Origin of the sequence: Bradyrhizobium lablabi (genome assembly GCF_018129385.1) — a bacterium.
Classification (GTDB): domain Bacteria; phylum Pseudomonadota; class Alphaproteobacteria; order Rhizobiales; family Xanthobacteraceae; genus Bradyrhizobium; species Bradyrhizobium lablabi_C.
Window position 1 is genome coordinate 80,481 of sequence record NZ_JAFCLN010000011.1, and the last position, 25,005, is coordinate 105,485.

Consider the following 25,005-nt stretch of genomic DNA (forward strand, 5'->3'; position numbering starts at 1 on the left):
CGGAGAGTCCCCCTCACCCGGAATTCGGGCCTTGCCCGAATTCCGACCTCTCCCGCAAGCGGCAGGGCTATCGCATATGGCCCATTGAGCGTGTGAGCGAGCCCGGCCTTCATGGTTCGAGACGCGCCGCAGGCGGCGCTCCTCACCATGAGGGTTCTAGGATTTTGCCACGAAACAAGACCTCATCCTGAGGAGCCCGCCAAAGGCGGGCGTCTCGAAGGATGGCCACAACGAAGTCGCCTCATCGAGTCCTCGCTCATATGCGATAGCCCTGCCGCAAGCGGGGCGAGGTGAACGCGTCGCCGCGTCGAGACGACAAAATCGCTGAATCCTTTTAGCGGGCAGGTGACAACGATGTCGGTTCTCTCAGCACGTCTCAAGATGATTGCGCTCGCGGCCTTCGTTGCCGCGCTCGGCTCGGCCATTCTTTTCATGGATGCCGCAGCGGAGCAGCGTTCGACCATCGTCGACGTTGCCACCGGCGATCCCGAGATGGCCGCCGCCATCGCAAAGGCGCGCGCCACGCTGCCGGCTTTCTGGGCGTCCTGGGAGGCGCCCAAATCCAACGAGGATGGTCATTCCCTGAAGGTGCGCTTTCCGACCCACGGTACCAACGGCGAGCACATCTGGATGGCGGAGGTGAAGAAGCTTCCCGGCGGCCGCTATTCCGGCCGCTTCGCCAACCAGCCGCGCGATCTGCCCGGCAGGCGGGCCGGCGACCTCGTCGAATTCAGGGAAGCCGCAATCTCGGACTGGATGTACCTGCGGAACGGCAAGATCGTCGGCGGCGAAACCATCAGGCCGATGCTGAGGCGCATGCCGAAGGCCGAAGCCGAGGCGCTGCGAGCGCGGCTGGAAACGCCGTAAAAATAATTGCCGCCACGTTCCCGGCGCGGGCGTCTCAGGCCGGCGCGAGACGTTTGACGTTGATCGGGCGCTTGCGGACTTTCGCCAGGTCGTAATTCATTTGCATCCTGAGCCACGTGTCGGCGGTGCTGCCGATCGCCTTCTCGAGCTTCACGGCCATCTCCGGCGTTATGCCGCTGCGGCCGGCAATCACGTTATGAAGCTGTTGCCGTGTGATCCCGAGTGCGCGCGCCGCCTCGGAAACCGAAACCTTCAGCTCATTGAGCGTATCGCCGATCAGTTCGCCCGGATGCGGCGGGTTCTTCATCTCCATGCGTTCTTCCTCAATGATAGTCCACAAGGTCTACGTCGGAGGCCTTGCCGTCGTCGAACCGGAAGATGACTCGCCAGTTCGCGCGAACTGTGACCGCCCAGAAACCTTTCAGATCGCCTTTGAGCGGATGCAGGCCAAACGTCGGAAGCCGCATCGCTTCAATCGCTTCTGCGGCCTGCAGCGCCGCCAGAATCTGCTTCAGTTTGCGAACGTGCTCAGCATTGACGCCCCTGGCGTTGTCGTCCTCGAAGAGCTGCCGCAGTCCCTTGTGCCTGAAACTCTCGATCATGGCTTTGTGGTCACCATTTCAGGACTGTAAAGCATGGCTTTACATATGTAAAGTGTAACTTTACATATGCCGCTCTTGGCGAGGTTGCCGCCGTGCGCCTCGGCTGGTACCAACGCCGCCCACAGCGTTGCGAACCAAAATGGCCGAAAAACCCAAGAAACCGCAGAAATTGAAGGCGCGCCTGCCGCGCGGACTGGAAGACCGTGGCCCTGCCGCGATCGCGGCCACGCGGGCGATGGTCGAGAAGATCCGCGAGGTCTTTGAGCGCTACGGCTTCGAGCCGGTCGAGACGCCGGCCTTCGAATACACCGACGCGCTCGGAAAATTTTTGCCGGACCAGGACCGGCCCAACGAGGGCGTGTTCTCGTTCCAGGACGACGACGAGCAGTGGATTTCGCTGCGCTACGATCTGACCGCGCCGCTGGCGCGCTATGTCGCGGAAAATTTCGATACGCTGCCAAAGCCGTATCGCTCCTATCGGTTTGGCTATGTGTTCCGCAACGAGAAGCCGGGCCCCGGCCGCTTCCGTCAGTTCATGCAGTTCGATGCCGATACGGTCGGCTCCGGCTCTCCGGCCGCGGACGCCGAGATGTGCATGATGGCGGCGGATACGATGGAAGCGCTGGGCATTCCGCGCGGCTCCTATGTAGTGAAGGTGAATAACCGCAAGGTGCTCGATGGCGTGATGGAGTCGATCGGCATCGGCGGCGATGAGAACGCGGGCAAGCGCCTCACCGTGCTCCGCGCGATCGACAAGCTCGACCGTTTGGGCGAGCAGGGCGTGCGCGAATTGCTCGGGCCTGGCCGCAAGGATGAAAGCGGCGACTTCACCAAGGGCGCGGGACTGGAGCAGGGGCAGATCGCCAAGCTCGAAACTTTCGTCAATGCGCGCACCGCCGTGCAGCCGCCGTTGCTCGCCTATGCAGGCGATCCTGACATTGCAAAGCGGCTCGCCGGCGATCCCGACCGCAAGGAAAACGAATACGACGTCGCGCGCCGGATTTCGGACACGCTGCGCGCAACATTCAGCGATTCCAAAATTGCGCTCGAAGGTCTGGACGAACTGGTCGAGATCGCGCGGCTCGTCGATGCCGCAGGCTACGACAATCAAGTGATCGTCGATCCTTCCGTCGTGCGCGGCCTCGAATACTACACCGGCCCCGTCTACGAGACCGAATTGCTGCTGGAGACCAAGGACGAAAAAGGCCGCCCGGTGCGCTTCGGCTCGGTCGGCGGCGGCGGCCGCTACGACGGCCTCGTCTCGCGCTTTCGCGGTGAGCCGGTGCCGGCGACGGGATTTTCCATCGGCGTGTCACGGCTACAGGCCGCGCTCACCATGCTCGGCAAGCTCGACACGGGAAGAGAGTTCGGGCCTGTTGTCGTCACCGTGTTCGATCGCGACCGCGTCGCGGATTACCAGAAGATGGTCGCACAGTTGCGCAGCGCGAACATCCGTGCCGAGCTCTATCTCGGCAACCCCAAGAACATGGGCAACCAGCTCAAATATGCCGACCGCCGCAACTCGCCTTGCGTCATCATTCAGGGCAGCGATGAAAAGGCGCGCGGCGAGGTGCAGATCAAGGATCTGATCGAGGGCGCCAAGGCGGCGGCTGCGATCGCCTCCAACCAGGAATGGCGCGAGACGCGGCCGGCACAGTTTTCATGTCCCGAGAGCGAGATCGTCGCCAAGGTGCGCGAAGTGCTGGCGCGTCATGACGTGAGGTGGGGATAGTTGGATTAGCGTCGTCATGCCCGCGAAGGCGGGCATCCAGTACGCCGTGACGCCAGTGATGAACGCAACCGGCGCGGAATACTGGATATCCGCTTTCGCGGATGATGACGGCGGTGCAAGATGCGCGGTGCCTCGGTACGAGGCTCGTGTGTAACGAGTAGAAAAACAAAGAGAGGAAATAAGAAATGCCCGAGATCACCGTGAGCATGGCGGAAGGCCGCACCGACGAACAGAAGGCCGGCATGATGCGCGACATCACCCAGGCGCTGGTGAAGAATCTCGGCGTCGATGCCGACGCGGTCGTGATCCAGATCAACGAAGCGCCGCTCCGCCACAAGATGAAGGGCGGCAAGACTTTTGTCGAGCGCGCAGCCGCGGCGAAGAAATAGTGGGGTTCTTCCTTCTCCCCTTGTGGGAGAAGGTGGCGCGGACGAAGTCCGCGACGGATGAGGGGTCTGCATCCGCGGAGACAGACCCCTCACCCGTCTTCGCTTCGCGAAGCCACCCTCTCCCACAAGGGGAGAGGGGAAGAAAGTGATTTCATGGACGCACGCGACTTCATCAAGATCGGCATGAGCGCCGAGCGCACCCTTGTGGTGCCGCCGGAACGCACGGTCGGGCATTTCGTGCCGGGCATGCCGATGGTCTATGCGACGCCGATGATGATCCTGGAAATGGAGATGGCCTCGGGCGATGCGATCCGCGGCCACTTGCAGCCGGGCTGGGTCACGGTCGGCACCGAGGTCGACATCAAGCATCTGGCGGCCGCGCTGGTCGGCTCCACCGTGCGCACCACGGCAAGGGTGATCGAGGTCGGCCGGCGCGTCATCCGCTTCGAGGTCGAGGCGTTCGAGGGGATGCGCAAGATCGGCGAGGGCCGCCACGCGCGCGGGCTGATCAATGTCGCGAAGTTCGAGGAACGGCTGGGGGCGCGGTAGCTCGATACCGAAATTTCGGTCCGGTCCTACTGTGCATGGGGTTGTTTTCGACATTTTGAGTCGAGACCCATGCGGCTGCTGCGATTTCACCCATGACCTCATCCTGAGGAGCACGCGTCAGCGTGCGTCTCGAAGGATGGGCCACGGGGTTCGTCCATCCTTCGAGACGCCGCGCAAGGCGCGGCTCCTCAGGATGAGGTCAGAGCAAGCTATTTCGCCAGTTCCTTCGACCGCTTCGTCGCAGCAGCAATCGCCTTGATCATCAACGGCTGCATGCCGTCACCAGCCATCAGCACCGACAGCGCCGCCGCCGTGGTGCCGCCCGGCGAGGTGACGTTCTGGCGTAGCGTTGCGGACGGCAGATCGGAGCGGTGCAGCAACTCGCCGGAGCCGGCGACGGTCTCGCGTGCGAGCCTTGTCGCAAGCGCCTCCGGCAGTCCGGCCTCGACGCCGGCGCGCGCCAGTTCTTCGGCGAGCAGGAACACGTAAGCCGGGCCCGAGCCGGAGACGGCGGTCACCGCGTCCATCAGGCTTTCGTCCTCGACCCACTCGACCGAGCCGGTGGCGCGCAGCAGCGCATCGGCGGTGGCGCGTTGCGCCGCGCTGACATTCTTCGCCGGCACCGCAACGGTGATGCCGCGGCCGATCGCGGCCGGCGTGTTCGGCATCGCGCGCACCACCATGCCGCCGCACACTTCCTCCAGCGCCGCGATGGGGGTGCCGGCCATGATCGAGACGACGAGGGTGGTAGGGGCGAGGAAGGATCGCAGCACAGGCCCGGCCTCGCGAAAGGTCTGCGGCTTGACCGCGACCACCAGCGTGTCTGCGGCCGTGGTATCTTTCGGATTGAGCCTGACGCCTTTGGCTGCGAGCGCCTTGATCTCGTCGGACGGAGAGGGCTCGATCACGACGACGCGCGTGGCGTCGAGGCCGCCGGCCAGCCAGCCCGTCAGCATCGCGCCGCCCATCTTGCCCGCGCCGGCAAGCGCGATGGTGCCGGTGATGTTTTTCAATGTGTCTGTGTTGCCCACGCTGTCACCACAAATTCGGTGTCGTCCCTGCGAAAGCAGGGACCCATAACCACAGGCGGTTCTAGTGGAGGAAGGTGGTTGCAACAAGCGGCCCGCAACATAATTGCGGCCGCGGCGTATGGGTCCCTGCGTTCGCAGGGACGACGGGGAGTGAGTGAGCGCCGCAGCGCGATCGCGAGAAGAAACTACGCCTCGCCCGCGGTATCGAACATCGACGCGTCCATCGCTTCCTGCGCCGACTTGCCGGCCCACACGACATACTGGAACGCGGGGAAATAGCGCTCGCAGGCGTGAACCGCGCCGACCAGCATGGCCTCGCATTGCGCGGTCGTGGCGGAAAGCCCGTTCGGCAGCACCAATGCCTGGCGGTACATGATCATGCCGGTGTGGGTCCACAGATCGAAATGGCCGATCCACAATTGCTCGTTGACGGCCGCGATCAGCCGCTGCACTTCGGGCCGGCGCGCGGGCGGAATCTTCATGTCGAAGGCGCAGGCCAGATGCAGCGCCTCGATCTCGCCCATCCAGGTGAAGGAGAGCTGATAGTCGGTCCAGTCGCCCTTGGAGACGATCGTCACCTCGTCTTCACCCGAACGTTCGAACGCCCAGTTGTTGTCGGCCGCAATGTCCTCGACAACCGCGAGCGGATTGTTCCGGGAGTCGATGATGCCTTCGAGGAGGGACATTTCCGTCTCGACCTTCGTTTTCTTGATCTGTTGATACGCACGTGGAGACGGCTTGCACGACGCGCCCGCGTCGCCGCCGACTGCAATCCCCCGATCGGCTCGCGGCATCGTTGGGGCCTGCGCGGATCAAGTGATGTGATTTGCGGAATCCGCGCAACTGCGGGCGGAGTCAGTCCACAGGGTTGGACTCGATATTCCACAGGTCATGTGAGTCACCCACGTTAACTTTTAGAACAAACCGGAATCGGAATGGCCCGTTAGCGGTTCGTTAACTTTTGGCCGGCGCGGGATTTGGCCCAAATCACCCCGGGAGATTCGATTTTGGGGCATGGGGACATGCGGTTTCGGCGTGCCACGGCCTCTCTTGGGCCCTTGCCCGGCAGAAAGCGCGGCTTATAGTTCCGGACAGGCCGTTCAATCCCGGACGGCCGATGTTCTCAGGGCGGGGTGAAAGTCCCCACCGGCGGTAAGGGTGGCGACATCCAAGCCCGCGAGCGCCTTCTTCCCGCAGCCTTTTCTCGAGGCGGGAAAAAGGGTCAGCAGATTCGGTGCAATTCCGAAGCCGACGGTCACAGTCCGGATGAAAGAGAACGGCTAGCGGCGCTTCACGCGGCTTTCGCGTGGGCTCCGATATTCCGTGTGCCCTGATTCTGGTCCTTAGAAAGAGGAAAGCCATGAATCAGACCTTGCTTGAAGACAAACCCCAACAATCCGAAACCCAACAAGTCGAATCTGGAGGCACGCCCGATATCCCCGAGCGGCCGCCAGCGCCTTCGCATCCGCGCTTCGTCAAGCCGCAGCGCATCGCCTTCGTGCAGGCGTGCTGGCATCGCGAGGTGGTGCAGGAGGCGCGCATCGCCTTCCTCGACGAGATGGAGGCGCGCCACGTTCCGCGCACCGCCATCGACCTGTTCGAGGTGCCGGGCTCGTTCGAGATCCCGCTGCATGCGCAGATCCTTGCGAAGACGCGGCGCTATACCGCGATCGTTGCGGCGGGCCTCGTGGTCGACGGCGGGATTTACCGGCACGAGTTCGTCGCCGATACCGTGATCAAGGCGCTGATGGATGTGCAGCTCCGCACCGAGGTGCCGGTATTCTCGGCGGTGCTGACGCCGCAGCAATTCCACGAGAGCGCAGTGCATTACGAATTCTTCCGTAAACATTTCGCGATCAAGGGTGTCGAAGTCGCGGAAGCCTGCGCCGAGACGCTGCATGGTCTCGAAAGGCTGCGCGGTCAGGTCGCGGCGGGGATTGTGTAAGGCATAGCGTTTTCAAGCGAAGTGGGTACCGGTTCGCGTGAAGAAAACGCGTCAAACAAAAATCCCGGTCTGCCTTGCCAGGCCGGGGGCGGCAATCGGCTGATTGTCTTTCCCGCCGCCGCGTTGATAAACTCGACGGCGGGAGGAGGCCATCCCGTGGAGACGGGAGGCCGAGACGATCATGTTCGAAGGACACGATCCCTATCTCGTCGCGCTCTCGGTGGTGATCGCGATCCTGGGAGGTTACACCGGCTTCGGCCTCGCCGCGCGCATCCGCGGCACGCCGGACGCCAGCCATCGCGTGCTGCTGGCGGGCGCGGCGTTCTTCCTCGCGATCGGCATCTGGACCATGCATTTCGTCGGCATGCTGGCCGCGCCGTTGCCGCCGGGGACGACCTATCTGGTGCTGCCGACGATCATCTCGTTCCTGATCTGCGCGCTGGTGGTCGGCATCTCGCTGTTCTTCGTCAGCACCGGCGAGCCGACACTGCTGCGCGTGATGTCTTCCGCGGTGCTGCTCGGGGTTGGCATCGTCAGCATGCATTATGTCGGCATGCACGGCCTGGCCGGCCCTTTTGCGATGAGGCATGACGCCGGGTTTGTCGCGCTGTCTGTGCTGATCGCGATCGCTGCGGCCTATGGCGGCTTGCGCGCGTTCCTGGCGCGGCAGGGTGGCGTGCAGTTGATGCTGAGCGCGATCGCGTTCGGCATTGCGGTCTCCGGCATGCACTACACCGCGATGGCCGGCATGCATCTGGTTGCGCCGGGTGAAGGCCACCGGCATGGCGAAGGGCTTGCCGCGTCGCCGCAAATCCTCGCGCTGGTAGTGGCGCTACTCTGCTTCGTGATCGCCGCCGGTTTCCTGCTGTCGCTGGTTCCGGATGGACGGAAGAAGGCCGCCGCCGATGCGCCGCTGGTGCCGGAGGAGGTCGCCCCCAAGGCGGAAGCGATACCCGCGCCCCGGCTGCGCGCGATGCCGCTCGGCGGTGTCGGCCAGCCGCGTCCGGTGCCCGCGCCGCGGCTGCCGGTGGAGGGGGCCGACGGCACCCATTTCATCGATGCGGCCGATATCCGCTCGGTCCGGGCCGATGCCCACTACACAAAAGTCCATGACGGCACGCGCGAGCGGATGTGCCCGTGGTCGATCTCGGAGGCCGAGGCCCAGCTCGACCCCAGCCTGTTCGTCCGGGTGCACCGCAGCCATATCGTCGCGATCCCCCATGTCTCCTTCGTCCGCAAGGAGGGCGATGGCGCGGTGATCGAACTCGACGGCCCGTCGCCGCACCGGGTGCCGGTTAGCCGCGCCAAGATCGCCGAGGTGAAGGCGCGGCTGGGGCTCAACCGGCGGCACGCCTAGTCTAGTCAAGGCACGCGAGCGATCTGCACCTCGCCCCGCTCCTGTCCGCCGAAGCCCGCCTTCGAAGGCGGATGCGGGGAGAGGTCGAAATCCGCGTCGCGGATTTCGGGTGAGGGGGACTCTGCGACGGCTGGCAGTTGGACTCGCGGAGACAGCCCCTCACCCCGACCCTCTCCCCGCGAAAGGGCGGGGAGAGGGGGCGATGCGCCGTCCGCACCTAGGTAGGTCGCGCGCGCTGACGCAGTTCGTGCGCGGCAATCCGCATTTCGTGCGAAATCCCCGACCCCGTGCCGTTGTTATTGCGGGCGAATTTTCTCGGAGCCAGCGTGCCTCCAACGTCCGTGGTCCGTAAGACCGAACAGGACGAGATGGAGGAAGCGCGATGATCCCTGGCCCATTCAATTACCATCGGCCGGCGAGTCTGGCCGATGCCGTAAATCTGCTCGCGACGCTGGGTGATGAGGCCCGTCCGCTCGCCGGCGGCCACAGCCTGGTTCCCATGATGAAGCTCCGGCTGGCGACGCCCGAGCACCTCGTCGATCTGCATGGCATTGCCGGGCTGAAAGGCATCCGCCGCGACGGCAACAGGCTGGTGATCGGGGCGATGACCACCCAGCATGAACTTTTGGCCTCCGACGAGGTCGCCAAATCCGTGCCGATCCTGCACGAGGCCGCGCTGCTGATCGCCGATCCCCAGGTGCGCTACCGCGGCACCATCGGCGGCAATGTCGCCAATGGCGATCCCGGCAACGACATGCCGGCGCTGATGATGACGCTGGGCGCCAGCTACCGCCTCGAAGGCAAGTCCGGCGCGCGCGATGTCGCGGCGGCCGAGTTCTATCAGGGCGCCTATTTCACCGCGCTCGAGCCCGGCGAGCTCCTCACCGCGGTCTCCATCCCCGTGCCGCCGGCCGGCCACGGCTCGGCCTACGAAAAACTCAAGCGCAAGGTCGGCGATTACGCGACCGCCGCAGCCGCGGTCGTGCTGACCATGTCCGGTGGCAAGGTCGCGACTTGCGCGATCGGTCTTACCAATCTCGCCGAGACACCGCTGCTCGCCACCGACGCGGCCAACGCCGTGATCGGCACCAGCCTCGATGAAGCCTCGTTGAAGAAGGCCGCGGCAGCGGCACAGGCGATCATGTCGCCGGCCGCGGATGCGCGCGGCCCGGTCGAATACCGAAAACATGTCGGCGGCATCATGGTGATGCGGGCGTTACAGCGCGCCGCGCGCGGAAACTAGGGGAAGTTGAATGTCGGCAGCAGCAATCACTGACCTCATCCTGAGGAGCGTGCGCCCTTCGCGCGCGCGTCTCGAAGGATGGCGGCAGGGCGCTGTCATCACCCGGGGCCATCCTTCGAGACGCATCGCGTCGCGATGCTCCTCAGGATGAGGTTCGGGAAACGTTGCGAATTTCGGACAAGCGGTACCAGGGAGAGGAAGCAAATGGCAAAAACCCACATCACCATGAAGGTGAACGGCACCGAGGTCGAAGGCCTCGTCGAGCCGCGTACGCTGCTGGTGCATTTCATCCGCGAAAATCTGCAGATGACCGGCACCCATATCGGCTGCGAGACCACCCATTGCGGCGCCTGCACGGTCGACATCGACGGCATGTCGATAAAGTCCTGCACGATGTTCGCGGTGCAGGCGGAAGGCAGCGACGTCACCACCATCGAAGGCATGGCCAATGCCGACGGCTCGCTGTCGGCGTTGCAGGAAGGTTTTCGCATGATGCACGGCCTGCAATGCGGCTTCTGCACCCCCGGCATGATCCTTCGCGCGCATCGTCTGCTGAAGGAGAATCCGTCGCCGACGGAAGCCGAAATCCGCATGGGCATCTCGGGCAATATCTGCCGCTGCACCGGCTACCAGAACATCGTGAAAGCGATCCAGTACGCCGCCGCAAAAATCAACGGTACGCAATTCCAGGAGGCCGCGGAATGAACGACATGACTCCCACGCGGGAACAACGCAGCGCCGCCCTCGAAGGCATGGGCTGCAAGCGCAAGCGGGTCGAGGATATCCGTTTCACGCAAGGCAAGGGCAACTATGTCGATGACGTGAAGCTGCCGGGCATGCTGCATGGCGATTTCGTGCGCTCGCCGCATGCGCATGCACGGGTCAAGAAGATCGACGACACCGAAGCATTGAAGGTGCCGGGCGTGCTCGCGGTGATCACCGCCGAGACGCTGAAAACCGTCAACCTCGCCTGGATGCCGACGCTCGCGGGCGACGTGCAGATGGTGCTGGCCGACGGCAAGGTGCTGTTCCAGAATCAGGAAGTCGCCTTCGTGGTCGCGACCGACCGCTACGCGGCCGACGACGGCATCAACAAGGTGGTGGTCGAATATGAGCAGCTCACCCCGCTGATCGATCCGTTCAAGGCGATGGATGCGGATGCGCCCGTGCTGCGCGAGGACCTCGCCGGCAAGACGTCAGGCGCGCACGGTCCGCGCAAGCATCACAACCACATCTTTGAGTGGACCGTCGGTGACAAGGAACTGACCGATGCGGCCTTCAACAAGGCCGAGGTGACGATCAAGGAGATGATCTCCTATCACCGCACCCATCCCTCGCCGCTGGAAACCTGCCAGTGCGTCTGCTCCTTTGACAAGATCAAGGGCGAGCTGACGATCTACGGCACCTTCCAGGCGCCGCATGTGATCCGCACGGTCGTTTCGCTGATCGCAAAATTGCCGGAGCAGAAGATCCATGTGATCGCGCCAGACATCGGTGGCGGGTTCGGCAACAAGGTCGGCGCCTATCCCGGCTACATCTGCGCGGCGGTTGCCTCCATCGTCACCGGCAAGCCAGTGAAGTGGGTCGAGGACCGCATCGAGAACCTGACCGCGACCTCGTTTGCGCGCGACTATCACATGACGACCGAGATTGCCGCGACCAGGGAAGGCAAGGTCACAGGGCTGCGCGTCCATGTGCTGGCCGATCACGGTGCGTTTGACGCCTGCGCCGATCCGTCGAAATGGCCGGCGGGATTCTTCAACATCGTCACGGGTTCGTACGACTTCCCGACCGCGCACCTTTCGGTGGACGGCATCTACACCAACAAGGCGCCCGGTGGCGTTGCCTATCGCTGCTCGTTCCGCGTCACCGAGGCCGCCTATTGCATCGAGCGCGCGATGGATATCCTGGCGCAAAAACTCGATATGGATCCGGCGGAGCTGCGGCTGAAGAATTTCATCAAGCCGGAGCAGTTCCCATATCACTCGGCGCTCGGCTGGGAATACGATTCCGGCGACTACGCCACCGCCATGAAGAAGGCGATGGAGAGCACGAAATACGCCGAGTTGCGTAAGGAGCAGGCGGTCAAGCGCGCGGCGTTCAAGCGCGGCGAAACGCGCGAGATCATGGGCATCGGCGTGTCGTTCTTCACCGAGATTGTCGGCGCCGGCCCGTCGAAGAACTGCGACATCCTCGGCATTGCGATGTTCGATTCCTGCGAAATTCGCATGCACCCCACAGGAGCGGGCATCGCGCGCATGGGCACCAAGAGCCAGGGTCAGGGTCATGAGACCACCTGGGCGCAGATCATCGCCACCGAGATCGGCATTCCCGCCGACAACATCATGGTGGAGGAAGGCAACACCGACACGGCGCCCTACGGGCTCGGTACTTACGGTTCGCGCTCGACGCCCGTCGCCGGTGCGGCGATCGCGATGGCCGCGCGCAAGATCAAGGCCAAGGCGCAGATGATCGCGGCCTACAAGCTCGAGGTACACGAGGACGATCTCGAGTTCGACATCGACGGCTTCCGCGTCAAAGGCCTGCCGGAAAAATTCATGTCGATGAAGGATATTTGCTGGGTGGCGTATAACTCGGTGCCGCCGGGCATGGAGCCGGGACTGGAGGCGGTGAGCTACTACGATCCGCCCAACATGACCTATCCGTTCGGCGCCTATATCTGCGTGATGGACATCGATGTCGATACCGGCGTTTACAAGGTCAGGCGCTTCCACGCGCTCGACGATTGCGGCACCCGCATCAACCCGATGATCATCGAGGGCCAGGTGCATGGCGGCCTCACCGAAGCCTTCGCGATCGCGATGGGCCAGGAAATCCGCTACGATGCCGAAGGCAATGTGGTGACCGGCTCGTTCATGGACTTCTTCATGCCGACCGCGGTCGAGACGCCGCATTGGGAGACCGACTTCACCGTCACCCCATCGCCGCATCACCCCATAGGCGCCAAGGGCGTCGGCGAAAGCCCGAATGTCGGCGGCGTGCCGGCGTTCTCCAACGCGGTGAACGACGCCTTTTCGTTCCTGGGCTCGACGCATATCCAGATGCCGCACGACTACTGGCGCAACTGGAAGGCGGCGAAGGAGTTGGGGGCGGTGGCTTAAAGGTCGTCATTGCGAGGAGCGAAGCGACGAAACAATCCAGCTTTGTTGCGGCGGATAGAAAGCTGGATTGCTTCGCTTCGCTGGCAATGACGTGGAGAGACTAGAGCATGAAAAATCGCGAGGAGATCGCGGAACGTCTGGCCGCTTCGGGTTACATCGCCGATGCGGAGCTGGCGACCGCGATTTCATTGATGAACCTGCTGAAGCGCCCGCTGCTGCTGGAAGGCGAGGCGGGCGTCGGCAAGACCGAAGTCGCCAAGGCGCTAGCCTCCGTGTATGCGACCGAATTGATCCGCCTGCAATGCTATGAGGGGCTCGATCAGTCGGCGGCGCTGTACGAGTGGAACTACCAGCGGCAGCTGCTGTCGATCCAGGCGCATCGCGGCGAGGACGCGGACCGGGTCGAAGATCATATCTTCTCGGAAAAATATCTTCTGGAGCGGCCGCTGCTGGCGGCGATCCGGCGCGAACAGCCGCCGGTGCTGCTGATCGACGAGATCGACCGCGCCGACGACGAGTTCGAAGCGTTCCTGCTGGAGCTGCTGTCGGATTTTCAGGTCTCGATCCCCGAACTCGGTACGGTGAAAGCCACGGCCATTCCGCATGTGGTGCTGACCTCGAACGGCACTCGCGAACTCTCCGACGCGCTGCGCCGGCGCTGCCTCTACCATTATGTCGACTATCCCGATGTCGACCGCGAGGCGCGCATCATCATGGCGCGCGTGAACGGCGCCGGCGCTTCGCTGGCGCTCCAGGTCGCGCGCATGGTGGAAAGCATCCGGAAGGAAGAGCTGCGCAAGGTGCCGGGCGTCGCCGAGACGCTGGACTGGGCCGCCGCGCTGGTCGGACTCGACATCGGCAATCTGCACGATGCGTCGGAACAAGTGTTCGAGACGATGATGTGCCTGTTGAAAACCCAGGAAGACAAGGTGCGCATGACCCGCGAGGTCACCGCGCGCCTGCTCGGGAAGGTCGCATGAGCTGCTGTGGACCAGTGCCGACGCGCGACGAGATGGATGAGGTCTCGCGCCTTGTCACGGCAAAGCTGGCCGCGTTCCTGCGCACGCTGCGCGACAACGGCTTTGCCGTGGGCCTCGCCGAAGGGCAGGACGCGGCAGCGTTGATGACAGCCGGCTATGCGAAACGGCCCGGCCTTCTGCGTTCGGCGCTGAAGCATCTTTTTTCCGCGCGCAAATCCGATTGGGAAAAGTTCGACGGATTGTTCGACGCCTTCTGGCTGGGCAAGCGCGTGCGCTCGCGCTCGATCGCGACGGGATCGGCCAAGGCCGCCAACAATCCCTCGCTCAAGAGTTTTCAGAACGCGGCGGAGCGTCAGGCCGGCAGCGATGCGGCGACTGATCAGATTCCCTCCGCTGATGGCAGCGACAGCGAGCGCAGCGGCGAGGGCCGCATGGAAGGTGCCTCGCGCGCCGACAATATGGCCGAAGTGGATTTCCGCAAACTGGCCGATCCGGAGCAGGTCGAGCAAGCCCATCAGGCCGCCGCCGACCTCGCGCGGATCATGCGCGCGCGGCTGACGCGGCGCGATCTGGCGCGGCGGCGCGGCTACCGGCTCGACCTGCGCCGTACCATTCATCGCAATATCAGCCATGGCGGCGTGCCGATCAGCCTCGTCAACCGCCGGCGCAAGGATAAGCCGTTGCGCCTCGTGGTGCTGCTCGACGCCTCCGGCTCGATGAGCATGTATACCGGCGTGTTCCTGCGCTTCATCCACGGCGTGCTCGACGAGTTCCGCGAGGCCGAGGCGTTCCTGTTCCATACGCGGCTGGCGCATGTTTCCGACGCGATGAAGGAAAGGGACGCCTCCCGCGCGCTCGATCGCCTCTCCGTCATGGCGCAGGGCGCGGGCGGCGGCACGAAAATCGGCGAGAGCCTACAGACCTTCAACCGCTGGCACGCCGCGCGCGTGATCCATTCGCGCACCTGCGTGATTGTTGTCTCCGACGGCTATGAGACCGGCGATGCCGCGCTGCTCGGCCGCGAGATAGCCGCGCTGGCGCGGCGCTGCCGCCGCATCGTCTGGCTCAACCCGATGGCGGGATGGCAGGGTTATGCGCCGGAGGCGGCCGGCATCAAGGCGGCGCTGCCGCATGTCGATCTCTATGCGCCGGCCAATACGCTGCAAAGCCTGACCGCGCTCGAACCCTATCTGGCGAGGCTGTAATGGGCGCGCATGTCGAAGTGATGGATCTCGTTGCGCAGATGAAGGCCGCCGAGCAGGCCTTTGTGCTTGCGACCGTCGTGCGTACGGTGTCGGTGACCGCGGCCAAGGCCGGCGCGAAGGCGATCATCCGTCCCGACGGCACCATCGTGGCGGGCTGGATCGGTGGCGGCTGTGCGAAGGGCGCCGTGCTGAAGGCCGCGCGCGAGGCGCTGGCCGATGGCGAGCCGCGCATGGTGTCGGTGCAACCGGAGAATCTTTTGGCCGAACTCGGCGTCAAGCCCGGCGAACTGCGCGAGGGCGTACGCTTCGCCTCCAACATGTGCCCGAGCAAGGGCACGATGGATATTTTTGTGGAGCCGGTCTTGCCGCATCCCTCGCTGGTGATTTTTGGCGCAAGCCCCGTCGCGATGTCGCTGGCCACGCAGGCGCGGCAGCTCGGCTATCACGTCACGCTCGCCGCGCCTTCGGCGGATGTGGCGGCCGTGCCGGACGCGGATACGATGGTCGACGGTTTTGTGCTGGACGAACTCAACCAGGCGCGCCGCTTTGTCGTGGTCTCGACCCAGGGTAAGGGCGACGAGGCGGCCTTGCGTGCGGCGATCGCCACCGAGGCCGAATATCACGCGTTCGTCGGCTCTCGTCGCAAGATGAAAGCGTTGCGCGAAAAACTGGTTGCGCAAGGCGTCGACGCCGCCGCGATCGATCGCGTCAAGGCGCCGGCCGGCCTCGATCTCGGCGCGATCACGCCGGAGGAGATCGCGATGTCGATCCTCGCCGAGATCACCGCCCTGCGCCGGCGGGGACAACGCGCCGCGCCTTCCGTCTGAAGAAAATCAGGAAACAAGAAAATGCAGATGAACGACAGTCAGCGTATCCCTGCGTCGCGGGAAAAGGTGTGGGCCGCGCTGAACGATCCCGATGTGTTGAGGCGATGCATTCCCGGCTGCGAGTCGCTGGAAAAGACCGCACCGCATGAGATGACCGCGACCGTCATCTTCAAGGTCGGCCCGATCAAGGCGACGTTCGGCGGCAAGGTCACGCTCTCCGATCTCGATCCGCCGAACGGCTATCGCATCTCCGGCGAAGGCGCCGGCGGGGTTGCCGGCTACGCCAAGGGCGGCGCGACCGTGACGTTGACGGCGGAAGGCCCCGACGTGACGATCCTTACGTACGAAGTCGATGCCCAGATCGGCGGCAAGCTGGCGCAGCTCGGCGGCCGCCTGATCGATTCCACCGCGAAGAAACTGGCAGGCCAGTTCTTTGAATCGTTCGGTGAAGTTGTCGGCAGCGCCGCGGTGGCCTGAAGCGCCGGGCGCGATCGATCGCACGTCTCCGGATTTGCCGGGTGGTCCAGCCCCAACTGCATATGGCGGCGGTTGGCGCGGCGTCTATAGTACTCCCAACAACAAGTCATTGAATGGGGAGAACGCCGATGGCCGGGCCTGCGCAGGATGCTTCCGATTGGCTTGGCCTGGCTGGCCGTGTTGCCGTGGTCACCGGCGGGGGCGGCGGCATCGGCCGCGCCACGGCCATCAGCTTTGCGCGCGCCGGCGCAAACGTCGCGGTGATCGATCGCGACGAGAAGGGCCTGGAAACGACGCGGGGCGAACTGCGCGCGCTGGGCGCCGATCCCGTCGTGGCGCCTTGCGATACGACGGACGAGGCGAGCGTCGCCGCTGCGGCGGAGACCATCGAAAGGTCGCTCGGTCCGTGCGGCATCCTCGTCAATACCGCCGCGATCCTGCGCCCGGGCGGACTGGATACGCTGACGCTGGCCGAATGGAATGCGACGCTCTCCGTCAACCTGACCGGCTACTTCCTTTGCGCGCAGATATTTGCCCGGCAGATGCGAAAGCTCGGGCGCGGCAGCCTGGTCCATGTGGCTTCCGTCGCCGGCTCCAACGCGCAGGGCTTTTCCGGCGCCTACAGCGTCAGCAAGGCCGGAGTCGTCATGCTGTCGCGCCAGCTTGCCAGCGAATGGGGCCCAGGCGGCATCCGCAGCAATGTCGTCAGTCCCGGCCTCGTGGTCACGCCGATGAGCCAGGCTTTTTACGACACGCCGGGTGTTACCGAGCGGCGGACGGCGGTGGTGCCGATGCGCCGGATCGGCGCGCCGCAGGACATGGCCGATGCGATCCTGTTCCTGGCCAGCGACCGCGCGTCCTACGTCAACGGCGACGAGATCATCGTCGACGGCGGCTTTACGCGAACGATCATGAATCTGGTGCCGCGGCCGGGGCATGGGGAGTAAAAGGACTATCCCCCTCGTCATTGCGAGCGAAGCGAAGCAATCCAGCTTTCTTCGCCGCGACAAGAAAGCTGGATTGCTTCGTCGCTGGCGCTCCTCGCAATGACGCGGATGGGCCTCAGAAATCTAACAAACAGCAATGGTGGGCACGCTGCGCTTTGCCCACCCTACGGCTCAAGGCCGGGACGACGGTCTACTCGAACAGGCTCGAGACCGACTCTTCCGCGGCGGTACGGGCAATCGCCTCGGAGATCAGGCTGGCGACCGAGAGCGAACGGATGTTCGGCGCCTTCTTCACTGCGTCGGTCGGCTGGATCGAGTTGGTGATGACGAGCTCTTTCAGCCGCGAGGAGGTGATGCGCGTGGTGGCGCCGCCGGACAGCACGCCGTGGGTGATGTAGGCGTAGACTTCCTTGGCACCGTGGTTGATCAGCGCGTCGGCCGCGTTCACCAGCGTGCCGCCGGAGTCCACGATGTCGTCGACCAGGATGCAGGTGTAGCCGGCGACTTCGCCGATCACGTTCATCACTTCGGATTCGCCGGCGCGCTCGCGGCGCTTGTCGACGATCGCGAGCGGGGTGTTGATGCGCTTGGCAAGCCCGCGGGCGCGCGCCACGCCGCCGACGTCGGGCGAGACCACCATGACGTTGGAGAGGTCGAAGCGTTCCTTGATGTCGCGCACCATCAGCGGCGAGGCGTAGAGATTGTCGGTCGGGATGTCGAAGAAGCCCTGGATCTGCCCGGCATGCAGGTCGAGCGTCATGACGCGGTCGACGCCGGCCTGGGTGATCAGGTTCGCGACCAGTTTTGCCGAGATCGGCGTGCGCGAGCCGGATTTGCGATCCTGCCGGGCGTAGCCGAAATAGGGGATCACCGCCGTGATGCGGTGCGCCGAGGAGCGGCGCAGCGCGTCGGTGATGATCAGAAGCTCCATCAGATGGTCGTTGGTCGGAAACGACGTCGACTGGATGATGAACGCGTCGGAGCCGCGCACGTTCTCCTGGATCTCGACAAAGATCTCCATGTCGGCGAAGCGCCGGACCACCGCCTTGGCGAGCGGCACGCCGAGCCCGTCGGCGATCTCCTGCGCCAGCGGCGGATTGGAGTTGCCGGCGACCAGCTTGATTGAGCCGTTCTTGGCCGACATCGACGTTCCCCCCCGTGCCTTGCTGGATACGACGTTGAGCATCTCGGGTACCTACAGAGCCGGCCGGGTTTCGATGGGCGAGGAAATATCAGGCGTGTGACAGTGCGGCAACCCGCCACGCCGGTTTTCCCGGTCAAAATGGTAAGTAAAATGCGGATTTTACCCGCTTTATTGGGCGCTATAGGCGAGGGCGCCGGTAGCCGCTTCCGTGCTCGCCACGGCGGGCCCGCGGCGGCCGGGGGCCGGGGCGGGCGGCGTCGCATCGACCGGGCCGCCGTTGATCATGCCGGAAAGTCCGCTCAAGCCCGCCTGCGCGATCTTGCGCAGCACCATGTCGTCGGCGGCGGCCCAGGCGTCGCGGCCGGCCTTGCCCGCGGGCTCTTCGCCGGACAGGCGCAGTGCGCGCTGTTGGTTGGAATCGTAGACGTCCCAGACCCAGGCAATCACGGTGCGGCCGCGGACCACCTGCGCGGAGAGATAGCTGCGGACGCGATAGGACGCCGTGCCTTCGCGCGAGACGATGGCAAGGTTACGCAGCTTGGATTCGCTGTCGAGCACGCCGACCATGCGGTCGAACACCGGCGGCGGTGGCCCATCGATCGATTCGAAGGCAACCGTGGCGCCGCCGCCACTTGCCATCGCGAAGGAATTGCTGCCGGCGCCGCCACCCGCGGCGCAACCGCCGAGCGCGCATGCCAAGAGCAGCGCGCCGGCAAATGCCGCGCGCGCAAAAATCCGGCTCGCTCCGAGCAGGTTGGCTGACGCTTCCCTCATTGCCCCTGCGATAGCGTTAATGGCTGTTAACGTCTAGGGCGGGCAGGACACAGGAAGGGAAGGAATCGGTTGCGAACAGGCCGGTTTGTTCACCTCGGGGACAAATTTTTCCCGTCGGGCGCTTCGCTCAACCCGCAAGGTGATGCTTCATGGCCGCCAGCACCCACTTCCATTCGCGGTTGGGGCTCGCTTGTGGAGACTGGCCCTTCATGATCGCAACGAGCTCCCAGTAGCGGCTCGCACGGTCATCGTGCTCTGTGTATTTTCCGAGCAGCCACACCTTGAACGTGGCATCGGGCTGACGACCCAGCGTTCGCGCCAGTGTTTCCATCCAGTCCTGGACCAGGGCGGCGCCTTCTTCGGATGCCGGCTCCAGACCGCGATCGATCGCCTCCTTTGCCTTGAGCCGCATTTCGTCGCTGGCCTGGCGGTAGGCGGCCGGATCGAATCCGTCGCGATTCCAGAACTCGCTTGCGTTGGATCGCATCTGGGCGATGAAATTGGGATCGTTGAGGATTTCGGAAAGCTCGATCCAGGCGTCGCATTGCTCGGGCGTCGGTTCATCCGGCAACTCGGGAATACTCGAATCGATCATCTGATGGATCCATTTGGGATCGATTCTCACGCCGTCGGAGACCTCCTGGTAGAATCGCTCGACGACGCTGCGGCGCTCTGCTTGCGATAGTCGGGTCATGGTCCAGTATCTCCTCAGGTCGGCTTCGGTAGGGTCGGAAGAACGAAGCGCCGCGCGCAGGGCAGAAGCGACCCGTCGCTGCGCGGCGATTTCTGCTTCGAGCGCTTCAAGGCGCAGTTTGAGGGCTTCCGCCAGCGACAGATCGTGCGACAGCACCTCGCGGATGGTACCGAGGTCGAGGCCGGCGTCTCGCAAGCAGCAAATAAGGTTGAGGCGGACGAGCTCGCTGTCGGTGAACACGCGATAGCCGCTCTCGGTGCGGCCGGCGGGAGGCAGCAGTCCCTCGTCCGCATAGAACCGGAGCCGCCGCACGGAAACTCCGCTCAGGCGCGATGCTTCGCCGATGCTGTAGGTGCGTTGTGTCATGGACGCCCTTGTGCGGTCTCCACCGGGTGGAGAGTCAAGGGCTTCAGTGCGTGGGATCGCAGCACGAATCGGCCGCGGCGCGATCAGCCAGTGATCGACCGCGAATTCGCCTTCGCGCACTCACCCGGGGCGCCAGGCTGTCTCAAGCCGGGCGCGGGCAAGGCAAGGCCGTGCTGAGGGTGCGCTGGCGCACGCCGCTACGCCCGGACAAGCCGGGCGGTCCAGTACTGCCGATCGCGGATCGTCGGGTAGACCGGGTCCCGCGCGCGCGGAACCTCAGTGCTGGGTCTTCAGATCACCTTCGGCAACGGCAATCGAATATGCCGCATAGAGCTGATGAAGCTCGGCCTCAAGATGCTCGTTGACCAGTAGAAGCGCCTCGATTGCCGAGCGCTCGCTGCCGTTACATGATGCTATGATCTTCTCGATTGCCATTTCCGTACGCCTGGAAGCCACTTGTATTCCCCTGCACTCACACGCCCGAATATGGGATTATCGGAAGTAGAATGGGGCGGAATTCTGCACCGAACCGGATGATTTGGTGGCGTTGCAACGTTTTCCCCGGGGTAGAGAAAGGCGCCCGCAAACCGGTGCCTGGCCTCGTCTATTCCGGCTCCAGCGCGATGGCATGGACGTGCCGGCCGTAATCGGCCTCCTTGCGGTGCACCGAGCGGCGATAGCTGAAGCAGCGCGGGTCGGAATAGGTGTCGACGCCGAGGTCGTCGATCATCAGCACGCCGGCACTTTCCAGCCGCATGCGGATGAAGCCGGCCAGATCGAACATCGCGTGGCCGTCGCGCTCGCCGGGCAGGAAGAAGCGCGCGTTCTCTGCGTCGGCGTCGAGAAACCGCTCGACGAATTCGCTGCCGACTTCATAGGAGCGCTGCCGGATCATGGGGCCCATGGCGGCGACGATGCCGCCTCGCTGGGCGCCAAGTTTTTCCATCGCCTCGATGGTGGATTCCAGCACGCCGGTCAGCGCCCCCTTCCAGCCGGCATGCGCGCTGCCGATCACCCGCGCGGCGGGATCGGCGAACAGCACCGGCCCGCAATCGGCGGCGGTGATCCCGATCGCAAGTCCCTCGGTGCGGGTGACGATGGCATCGGCCTTTGGCCGCGAACCGTTCCACGGCCCCTCCGCGACCACGACGTCGGGCGAATGGATTTGATGCGCGTTCAGGAAATATTCCGGCGAAACGCCAAGCTGCTCCGCCATGCGCCGCCGGTTCTCGGCGATCTTCGCCTGGTCGTCGTTCGAGCCCAGCCCGCCGTTGAGGCTGGTGTAAACCCCTTCCGACACGCCGCCTTCGCAGGTGAAGAACGCATGGCGCAGGCCGGGAACGGCCGAGAGCAGTGACGAAGCCATGATCATGATGGGGTCCTCCTGTCCGGCTCTTCGTCGCTCAGGCCCGCGAGTGCGACAATGTCCGGCTGCGAGACGCCGAGCACCTTGAACATCGATCCCATGCCGCCGCGGCCGGGTTCGGTCAATCGCTTCAGCGCATCGGAAATGTCGGCGGAAACCTCGTGGGTGGCCTTTGCCATCAAATTCGCCGCGCGCGACTCGATGCCGAGACGCTTGAGGAAATCGCCCTGCGTCACCGGGCCGTGCACACGCGCGCCGAGATCCTGCGCCGCGCGTGCCAGCGCCTGGAAATCGACATGCGCGGTCACGTCGGCCTGTCCCGGGTTTTGCAGGGGATCGGCAAAGCTGTGGCGGGCGATCGCCTGAAACGTGTCACCGGCGTCGCTGCGCAGATGGCCGTAATCGATGATCAGCGCGGCGCCATCCTGGTCGCGCACGCGCCTGGCGATCTTCATGATCTCGGTATCGGGCCGCCATTCGAATACCGCGCCGGGAGGCGCGGCGCGCACCAGCGGCGGCAGCAGCACCTCGAAGCGCGGCGTGGGCTCGGCGGAGGCGCCGAACACCAGCCTGCCGTTCGCGTCGAGATCGACCACGCGCTCGTGCCAGCCGGTCTCGCGCTTTATCATCTGGTGGATCGGCAGCACGTCGAAATATTCGTTGGCAAGGATCACGGCGGGGCCGTCGACAATGTCGTCAAGCGTGTCATGCCAGGTGATGTTGCGTACGCCCGACAGCGTTGCACGCTGTTTTTCGCGCAGCACCGGGTTGATCTCGACCATGTGGATGGTGAGCGACTGATAGAGCGGCGGCAGCACCCGCAGCGCGCGCAGCGCGTCCGCCATCAGGGTGCCGCGTCCTGGCCCGAGCTCGACCAGCCGCAGGATCGGCGGCTGGCCGATTGCCTTCCATACCGAAGCCGCCCACAGGCCGAGCAGCTCGCCGAACATCTGGCTGACTTCCGGCGAGGTGGTGAAATCGCCCTCGCGCCCGAGCGGATCGCGTGAAACGTAATAGCCGTACTGCGGATGCAGCAGGCACAGTTCCATGTAGCGCCAGACCGGCATCGGGCCGGCTGACTTGATCAGCTTGTTGATCTCGTTCTGTAGCGGAGAAAATTCGATCACTAGTTTCCCTGAGCGGGCCTCGATTGGGGCGACGGCGTCTTGCGCCATGCCCGCACAATAAGGATCAGCCCGGCAATAATCATCGGTATCGATAATAGCATGCCCATGGTCAGCCCGCGCCACAAGAAACCGAGCTGCGGGTCCGGCTCGCGGAACAGCTCGCCGGTGATGCGGGCCAGCGCATAGATCAGGATAAAGCTGCCGAGGATCAGGCCGGGCCGCTTCAAGGCGCCCATCCGGATCATCACGGCCAGCACGGCGAACAGCAAAACGCCTTCGAGCGCCGCTTCATAGAGCTGGCTCGGATGGCGCGGCAGCGGCCCGCCATTGGGAAACACGATTCCCCACGCGACGTCCGTCGTGCGGCCCCACAATTCGCTGTTGATGAAATTGGCGAGCCGCCCGAGGAACAGGCCGATCGGTCCGACTGCGGTGGTGATGTCGCCGAGCGACAGGATCGAGACGTTGTTACGGCGTGCGAACCACATCACCGCCGCGACGCAGCCGAGGAAGCCGCCGTGGAACGACATGCCGCCGTTCCACAACTGAAAGATCTCGGCGGGATGCTGCGCGAAGAACGCGGGATTATAGAACAGCACATAGCCGGTGCGGCCGCCGACGATGATGCCGAGGGTGACCCAGAGGATGAAGTCGTCGAGTTGCGGCAGCGAGATCGGCGCCGGTCCGCCCCACAGCCGCTCCTTCTTGATCAGCGAGCGGGCATAAATCCAGCCGAGCACGATGCCGCCGATATAGGCCAGCGCATACCAGCGGATCGCGATCGGCCCGAGCTGGATGGCGACGGGATCGAACACCGGAAAGGCGATGGCAAGGAAGGGCATCGTGTTCGTGCGTTACACGAGATTGCGGCGATAGAGCGAAAGCAGCCGCTCCCAATGCCGCTCGGCCGCATCGCGGTCGTAGACCGGACGCTTCGGGAAAGCAAAGCCGTGATGCGTGCCGGGATAGATCTCGACCTCGTTGCTGGTGCCCTTCATTCCCACGGACACCTTGTCGATCACTTCCTGCGGCGCATAGACGTCGGTCTCGGCACAGGCGAAGTAGAGCTCGGCCTTGGTCTTGCTTGCCGCAAGATGCGGCGAGTCCGGCTGATCGGTCGCCAATTGCACGCCATAGACCGAGGCGGCGGCTTTGACGCGATCCGGGAAATGCGTCGCGGCGTTGATGGCGTAGCGGCCGCTCATGCAGTAGCCGACGGTGCCGATGATCTTTGTGTTGGCGGCCTTCTGCATTTCGGCATAGGCGAGCAGCGCCTTGGTGTCTTCCATCACAAGGGGAATGCTGAGCGAGCTCATCAGCTCGAACATCCGCTTGCGCTCGGGCGAATTCGGGTCCGGATTGATCGGCCCGATCTCCATCACGCCGGCGCGGTAATACATGTTCGGCAGCATCACATAGTAGCCGGAGGTGCCGAGCCGCCGCGCCATGTCGCGCAGCTCCTCGCGGATCGCGGGTGCGTCCATGTAGAAGATGATGACGGGAAACGGCCCGCCGCGCTCAGGATGGGTGATGAAGGTGGTGGTCTTGCCGTCCCTGGTCGGAATATCGATCTGCTGGTCGATCATGGGGCGCTCGCTGCCTTCGCTGATTCTGTTTTTGGTTTGCGCGTTCAATACGATTGCAAGGAAACCGCAGCATGACAAGAACAGGGCCCGCATGCCGGACTTGAACGATGCGGCCGGCATCGCCATTTTGCAGGGACGCTTTCTAGCGTGCCATTCGCATCGAGGGGAGTTTCTTGCGATGACCCAGACCAGCAACCGTTTTTTTGACGAGATCGGCCGCCTGATGAACGACGCCGCCGGCGCTGCTCAGGGCGTCAAGCGCGAGGTCGATTCCGTCATGCGCAACCAGGCCGAGCGCATCCTGCGCGACCTCGACGTGGTTCAGCGCGAGGAGTTCGAGGCCGTCAAGGAGATGGCGCGGCTGGCGCGCGAGGAGAACGAGGCGCTGAAGGCGCGGATCGCTGCGCTGGAGGCGAAGCTGGGCGGAGGAGCGGCACCTCCGACGGCGGCGGCATAGGCACGTACGGCAACACGTCGCGTTGTCGTCATGGCCGGGCTTGACCCGGCCATCCATCCTCTACCGAAAGCGCTCTTTTCGTGATGGATGCCCGGGTCAAGCCCGGGCATCACGAGCAGGGCATTTTCCTTGTCATTTCCGGACTTTGGAGCTAAAAGCCCGCCACGTCCGCGGCCCCCGCACCCCTGGAGGCTTGCTGTGGACCAGGCAATAGGCCG

The 25,005-nt window shown here is 64.3% G+C and carries 27 protein-coding genes and 1 riboswitch; of the genes, 15 read left to right on the forward strand and 12 right to left on the reverse strand.

What is annotated here, in order from left to right:
- The first annotated feature begins 354 nt into the window (after positions 1 to 354).
- Positions 355 to 867, forward strand: a complete 513-nt coding sequence (locus tag JQ628_RS20665; protein WP_212224932.1) for a DUF2314 domain-containing protein — start codon at positions 355 to 357, stop codon at positions 865 to 867.
- Between the two features lie 34 nt (positions 868 to 901).
- Here the strand turns inward: JQ628_RS20665 and JQ628_RS20670 are convergent, their stop codons facing one another.
- On the reverse strand, positions 902 to 1,180 hold the full coding sequence (locus JQ628_RS20670; protein WP_212224933.1) for a HigA family addiction module antitoxin: 279 nt from the start codon (positions 1,178 to 1,180) through the stop codon (positions 902 to 904).
- A 10-nt stretch (positions 1,181 to 1,190) separates the two neighbouring features.
- Positions 1,191 to 1,469, reverse strand: coding sequence for a type II toxin-antitoxin system RelE/ParE family toxin (locus tag JQ628_RS20675; protein ID WP_212224934.1), 279 nt, complete (start codon positions 1,467 to 1,469; stop codon positions 1,191 to 1,193).
- A 139-nt stretch (positions 1,470 to 1,608) separates the two neighbouring features.
- On the opposite strand from JQ628_RS20675, the gene hisS reads away from it, so the two are divergent.
- From hisS to JQ628_RS20690, 3 genes are all read left to right on the forward strand, one after another.
- Positions 1,609 to 3,201, forward strand: a complete 1,593-nt coding sequence (hisS, locus tag JQ628_RS20680; protein WP_212224935.1) for a histidine--tRNA ligase — start codon at positions 1,609 to 1,611, stop codon at positions 3,199 to 3,201.
- A 185-nt stretch (positions 3,202 to 3,386) separates the two neighbouring features.
- A complete protein-coding gene (locus JQ628_RS20685) occupies positions 3,387 to 3,590 on the forward strand; it encodes a tautomerase family protein (RefSeq protein WP_008144861.1) in 204 nt (67 codons plus the stop codon).
- A gap of 153 nt (positions 3,591 to 3,743) precedes the next feature.
- On the forward strand, positions 3,744 to 4,139 hold the full coding sequence (locus JQ628_RS20690; RefSeq protein WP_212224936.1) for a thioesterase family protein: 396 nt from the start codon (positions 3,744 to 3,746) through the stop codon (positions 4,137 to 4,139).
- Between the two features lie 209 nt (positions 4,140 to 4,348).
- Here the strand turns inward: JQ628_RS20690 and proC are convergent, their stop codons facing one another.
- Together proC and JQ628_RS20700 are read right to left on the reverse strand one after the other, a co-directional pair.
- Positions 4,349 to 5,107, reverse strand: coding sequence for a pyrroline-5-carboxylate reductase (gene proC / locus JQ628_RS20695; RefSeq protein WP_249128205.1), 759 nt, complete (start codon positions 5,105 to 5,107; stop codon positions 4,349 to 4,351).
- Between the two features lie 248 nt (positions 5,108 to 5,355).
- Positions 5,356 to 5,856 (reverse strand): YbjN domain-containing protein, encoded by a 501-nt coding sequence (locus JQ628_RS20700; RefSeq protein WP_212224940.1) that lies wholly within the window; start codon positions 5,854 to 5,856, stop codon positions 5,356 to 5,358.
- Positions 5,857 to 6,285: 429 nt separating this feature from the next.
- A riboswitch (FMN riboswitch) is annotated at positions 6,286 to 6,452 on the forward strand.
- Positions 6,453 to 6,530: 78 nt separating this feature from the next.
- On the opposite strand from JQ628_RS20700, the gene JQ628_RS20705 reads away from it, so the two are divergent.
- The 10 genes from JQ628_RS20705 to JQ628_RS20750 all read left to right on the forward strand — a co-directional run bounded on the left by JQ628_RS20705 (position 6,531) and on the right by JQ628_RS20750 (position 17,273).
- The gene (locus tag JQ628_RS20705) at positions 6,531 to 7,115 is read left to right on the forward strand and encodes a 6,7-dimethyl-8-ribityllumazine synthase (RefSeq protein ID WP_212224943.1); all 585 of its coding nucleotides are present in this window, start codon (positions 6,531 to 6,533) and stop codon (positions 7,113 to 7,115) included.
- A 181-nt stretch (positions 7,116 to 7,296) separates the two neighbouring features.
- On the forward strand, positions 7,297 to 8,472 hold the full coding sequence (locus JQ628_RS20710; RefSeq protein ID WP_212224945.1) for an MHYT domain-containing protein: 1,176 nt from the start codon (positions 7,297 to 7,299) through the stop codon (positions 8,470 to 8,472).
- Positions 8,473 to 8,854: 382 nt separating this feature from the next.
- The gene (locus JQ628_RS20715) at positions 8,855 to 9,715 is read left to right on the forward strand and encodes an FAD binding domain-containing protein (protein WP_212224947.1); all 861 of its coding nucleotides are present in this window, start codon (positions 8,855 to 8,857) and stop codon (positions 9,713 to 9,715) included.
- 204 nt (positions 9,716 to 9,919) lie between these two features.
- Complete coding sequence (locus JQ628_RS20720) at positions 9,920 to 10,420, forward strand: (2Fe-2S)-binding protein (RefSeq protein ID WP_212224948.1); 501 nt, start codon at positions 9,920 to 9,922, stop codon at positions 10,418 to 10,420.
- Positions 10,417 to 12,837 (forward strand): aerobic carbon-monoxide dehydrogenase large subunit, encoded by a 2,421-nt coding sequence (locus JQ628_RS20725; protein ID WP_212224949.1) that lies wholly within the window; start codon positions 10,417 to 10,419, stop codon positions 12,835 to 12,837. The genes JQ628_RS20720 and JQ628_RS20725 overlap by 4 nt, the downstream gene beginning before the upstream one ends.
- 107 nt (positions 12,838 to 12,944) lie before the next feature.
- Positions 12,945 to 13,817, forward strand: a complete 873-nt coding sequence (locus JQ628_RS20730; RefSeq protein WP_212224950.1) for an AAA family ATPase — start codon at positions 12,945 to 12,947, stop codon at positions 13,815 to 13,817.
- Complete coding sequence (locus JQ628_RS20735) at positions 13,814 to 15,022, forward strand: vWA domain-containing protein (protein WP_212224951.1); 1,209 nt, start codon at positions 13,814 to 13,816, stop codon at positions 15,020 to 15,022. Before JQ628_RS20730 ends, JQ628_RS20735 begins: the two co-directional genes overlap by 4 nt.
- Complete coding sequence (locus JQ628_RS20740; protein WP_212224952.1) at positions 15,022 to 15,849, forward strand: XdhC family protein; 828 nt, start codon at positions 15,022 to 15,024, stop codon at positions 15,847 to 15,849. Before JQ628_RS20735 ends, JQ628_RS20740 begins: the two co-directional genes overlap by 1 nt.
- Before the next feature lie 21 nt (positions 15,850 to 15,870).
- Positions 15,871 to 16,326: an SRPBCC family protein gene (locus tag JQ628_RS20745; RefSeq protein ID WP_212224953.1), complete on the forward strand. Its 456-nt coding sequence runs from the start codon at positions 15,871 to 15,873 to the stop codon at positions 16,324 to 16,326.
- A 128-nt stretch (positions 16,327 to 16,454) separates the two neighbouring features.
- Positions 16,455 to 17,273, forward strand: a complete 819-nt coding sequence (locus JQ628_RS20750) for an SDR family NAD(P)-dependent oxidoreductase (protein WP_212224955.1) — start codon at positions 16,455 to 16,457, stop codon at positions 17,271 to 17,273.
- Positions 17,274 to 17,463: 190 nt separating this feature from the next.
- Here JQ628_RS20750 and JQ628_RS20755 read toward each other — a convergent pair whose 3' ends face one another.
- The 8 genes from JQ628_RS20755 to JQ628_RS20790 form a co-directional block, all read right to left on the reverse strand.
- Positions 17,464 to 18,417, reverse strand: a complete 954-nt coding sequence (locus JQ628_RS20755) for a ribose-phosphate pyrophosphokinase (protein ID WP_212224957.1) — start codon at positions 18,415 to 18,417, stop codon at positions 17,464 to 17,466.
- A 168-nt stretch (positions 18,418 to 18,585) separates the two neighbouring features.
- Complete coding sequence (locus JQ628_RS20760; RefSeq protein WP_212224958.1) at positions 18,586 to 19,191, reverse strand: hypothetical protein; 606 nt, start codon at positions 19,189 to 19,191, stop codon at positions 18,586 to 18,588.
- A gap of 127 nt (positions 19,192 to 19,318) precedes the next feature.
- Positions 19,319 to 20,251: a MerR family transcriptional regulator gene (locus JQ628_RS20765; RefSeq protein WP_212224959.1), complete on the reverse strand. Its 933-nt coding sequence runs from the start codon at positions 20,249 to 20,251 to the stop codon at positions 19,319 to 19,321.
- 276 nt (positions 20,252 to 20,527) lie between these two features.
- On the reverse strand, positions 20,528 to 20,686 hold the full coding sequence (locus tag JQ628_RS20770; RefSeq protein ID WP_249128184.1) for a hypothetical protein: 159 nt from the start codon (positions 20,684 to 20,686) through the stop codon (positions 20,528 to 20,530).
- Positions 20,687 to 20,855: 169 nt separating this feature from the next.
- Complete coding sequence (gene pgeF, locus JQ628_RS20775) at positions 20,856 to 21,623, reverse strand: peptidoglycan editing factor PgeF (protein WP_212224961.1); 768 nt, start codon at positions 21,621 to 21,623, stop codon at positions 20,856 to 20,858.
- A complete protein-coding gene (locus JQ628_RS20780; protein WP_249128208.1) occupies positions 21,620 to 22,684 on the reverse strand; it encodes a class I SAM-dependent methyltransferase in 1,065 nt (354 codons plus the stop codon). The genes pgeF and JQ628_RS20780 overlap by 4 nt, the downstream gene beginning before the upstream one ends.
- 59 nt (positions 22,685 to 22,743) lie before the next feature.
- Positions 22,744 to 23,586: a prolipoprotein diacylglyceryl transferase gene (lgt, locus tag JQ628_RS20785; RefSeq protein ID WP_212224962.1), complete on the reverse strand. Its 843-nt coding sequence runs from the start codon at positions 23,584 to 23,586 to the stop codon at positions 22,744 to 22,746.
- 12 nt (positions 23,587 to 23,598) lie between these two features.
- The gene (locus JQ628_RS20790; protein WP_212224963.1) at positions 23,599 to 24,330 is read right to left on the reverse strand and encodes a dienelactone hydrolase family protein; all 732 of its coding nucleotides are present in this window, start codon (positions 24,328 to 24,330) and stop codon (positions 23,599 to 23,601) included.
- A 178-nt stretch (positions 24,331 to 24,508) separates the two neighbouring features.
- On the opposite strand from JQ628_RS20790, the gene JQ628_RS20795 reads away from it, so the two are divergent.
- On the forward strand, positions 24,509 to 24,787 hold the full coding sequence (locus JQ628_RS20795; RefSeq protein ID WP_212224964.1) for an accessory factor UbiK family protein: 279 nt from the start codon (positions 24,509 to 24,511) through the stop codon (positions 24,785 to 24,787).
- Positions 24,788 to 25,005 lie beyond the last annotated feature (218 nt).

Excerpts from the sequence above, each read along its gene's own strand:
- JQ628_RS20720 (WP_212224948.1), top strand. The coding sequence starts at position 9,920 with ATGGCAAAAACCCACATCACCATGAAGGTGAACGGCACCGAGGTCGAA.
- JQ628_RS20735 (WP_212224951.1), top strand. The coding sequence starts at position 13,814 with ATGAGCTGCTGTGGACCAGTGCCGACGCGCGACGAGATGGATGAGGTC.
- lgt (WP_212224962.1), bottom strand. The coding sequence starts at position 23,586 with ATGCCCTTCCTTGCCATCGCCTTTCCGGTGTTCGATCCCGTCGCCATC.
- JQ628_RS20745 (WP_212224953.1), top strand. The coding sequence starts at position 15,871 with ATGCAGATGAACGACAGTCAGCGTATCCCTGCGTCGCGGGAAAAGGTG.
- JQ628_RS20665 (WP_212224932.1), top strand. The coding sequence starts at position 355 with ATGTCGGTTCTCTCAGCACGTCTCAAGATGATTGCGCTCGCGGCCTTC.
- JQ628_RS20765 (WP_212224959.1), bottom strand. The coding sequence starts at position 20,251 with ATGACACAACGCACCTACAGCATCGGCGAAGCATCGCGCCTGAGCGGA.
- JQ628_RS20780 (WP_249128208.1), bottom strand. The coding sequence starts at position 22,684 with ATGCCGGTCTGGCGCTACATGGAACTGTGCCTGCTGCATCCGCAGTAC.
- JQ628_RS20685 (WP_008144861.1), top strand. The coding sequence starts at position 3,387 with ATGCCCGAGATCACCGTGAGCATGGCGGAAGGCCGCACCGACGAACAG.
- JQ628_RS20755 (WP_212224957.1), bottom strand. The coding sequence starts at position 18,417 with ATGTCGGCCAAGAACGGCTCAATCAAGCTGGTCGCCGGCAACTCCAAT.
- JQ628_RS20725 (WP_212224949.1), top strand. The coding sequence starts at position 10,417 with ATGAACGACATGACTCCCACGCGGGAACAACGCAGCGCCGCCCTCGAA.
- JQ628_RS20715 (WP_212224947.1), top strand. The coding sequence starts at position 8,855 with ATGATCCCTGGCCCATTCAATTACCATCGGCCGGCGAGTCTGGCCGAT.
- JQ628_RS20730 (WP_212224950.1), top strand. The coding sequence starts at position 12,945 with ATGAAAAATCGCGAGGAGATCGCGGAACGTCTGGCCGCTTCGGGTTAC.
- JQ628_RS20705 (WP_212224943.1), top strand. The coding sequence starts at position 6,531 with ATGAATCAGACCTTGCTTGAAGACAAACCCCAACAATCCGAAACCCAA.
- JQ628_RS20675 (WP_212224934.1), bottom strand. The coding sequence starts at position 1,469 with ATGATCGAGAGTTTCAGGCACAAGGGACTGCGGCAGCTCTTCGAGGAC.
- proC (WP_249128205.1), bottom strand. The coding sequence starts at position 5,107 with ATGGGCGGCGCGATGCTGACGGGCTGGCTGGCCGGCGGCCTCGACGCC.
- JQ628_RS20790 (WP_212224963.1), bottom strand. The coding sequence starts at position 24,330 with ATGATCGACCAGCAGATCGATATTCCGACCAGGGACGGCAAGACCACC.
- JQ628_RS20690 (WP_212224936.1), top strand. The coding sequence starts at position 3,744 with ATGGACGCACGCGACTTCATCAAGATCGGCATGAGCGCCGAGCGCACC.
- JQ628_RS20795 (WP_212224964.1), top strand. The coding sequence starts at position 24,509 with ATGACCCAGACCAGCAACCGTTTTTTTGACGAGATCGGCCGCCTGATG.
- JQ628_RS20740 (WP_212224952.1), top strand. The coding sequence starts at position 15,022 with ATGGGCGCGCATGTCGAAGTGATGGATCTCGTTGCGCAGATGAAGGCC.
- JQ628_RS20760 (WP_212224958.1), bottom strand. The coding sequence starts at position 19,191 with ATGAGGGAAGCGTCAGCCAACCTGCTCGGAGCGAGCCGGATTTTTGCG.
- JQ628_RS20670 (WP_212224933.1), bottom strand. The coding sequence starts at position 1,180 with ATGGAGATGAAGAACCCGCCGCATCCGGGCGAACTGATCGGCGATACG.
- JQ628_RS20750 (WP_212224955.1), top strand. The coding sequence starts at position 16,455 with ATGGCCGGGCCTGCGCAGGATGCTTCCGATTGGCTTGGCCTGGCTGGC.
- JQ628_RS20700 (WP_212224940.1), bottom strand. The coding sequence starts at position 5,856 with ATGTCCCTCCTCGAAGGCATCATCGACTCCCGGAACAATCCGCTCGCG.
- pgeF (WP_212224961.1), bottom strand. The coding sequence starts at position 21,623 with ATGATCATGGCTTCGTCACTGCTCTCGGCCGTTCCCGGCCTGCGCCAT.
- hisS (WP_212224935.1), top strand. The coding sequence starts at position 1,609 with ATGGCCGAAAAACCCAAGAAACCGCAGAAATTGAAGGCGCGCCTGCCG.
- JQ628_RS20770 (WP_249128184.1), bottom strand. The coding sequence starts at position 20,686 with ATGGCAATCGAGAAGATCATAGCATCATGTAACGGCAGCGAGCGCTCG.
- JQ628_RS20710 (WP_212224945.1), top strand. The coding sequence starts at position 7,297 with ATGTTCGAAGGACACGATCCCTATCTCGTCGCGCTCTCGGTGGTGATC.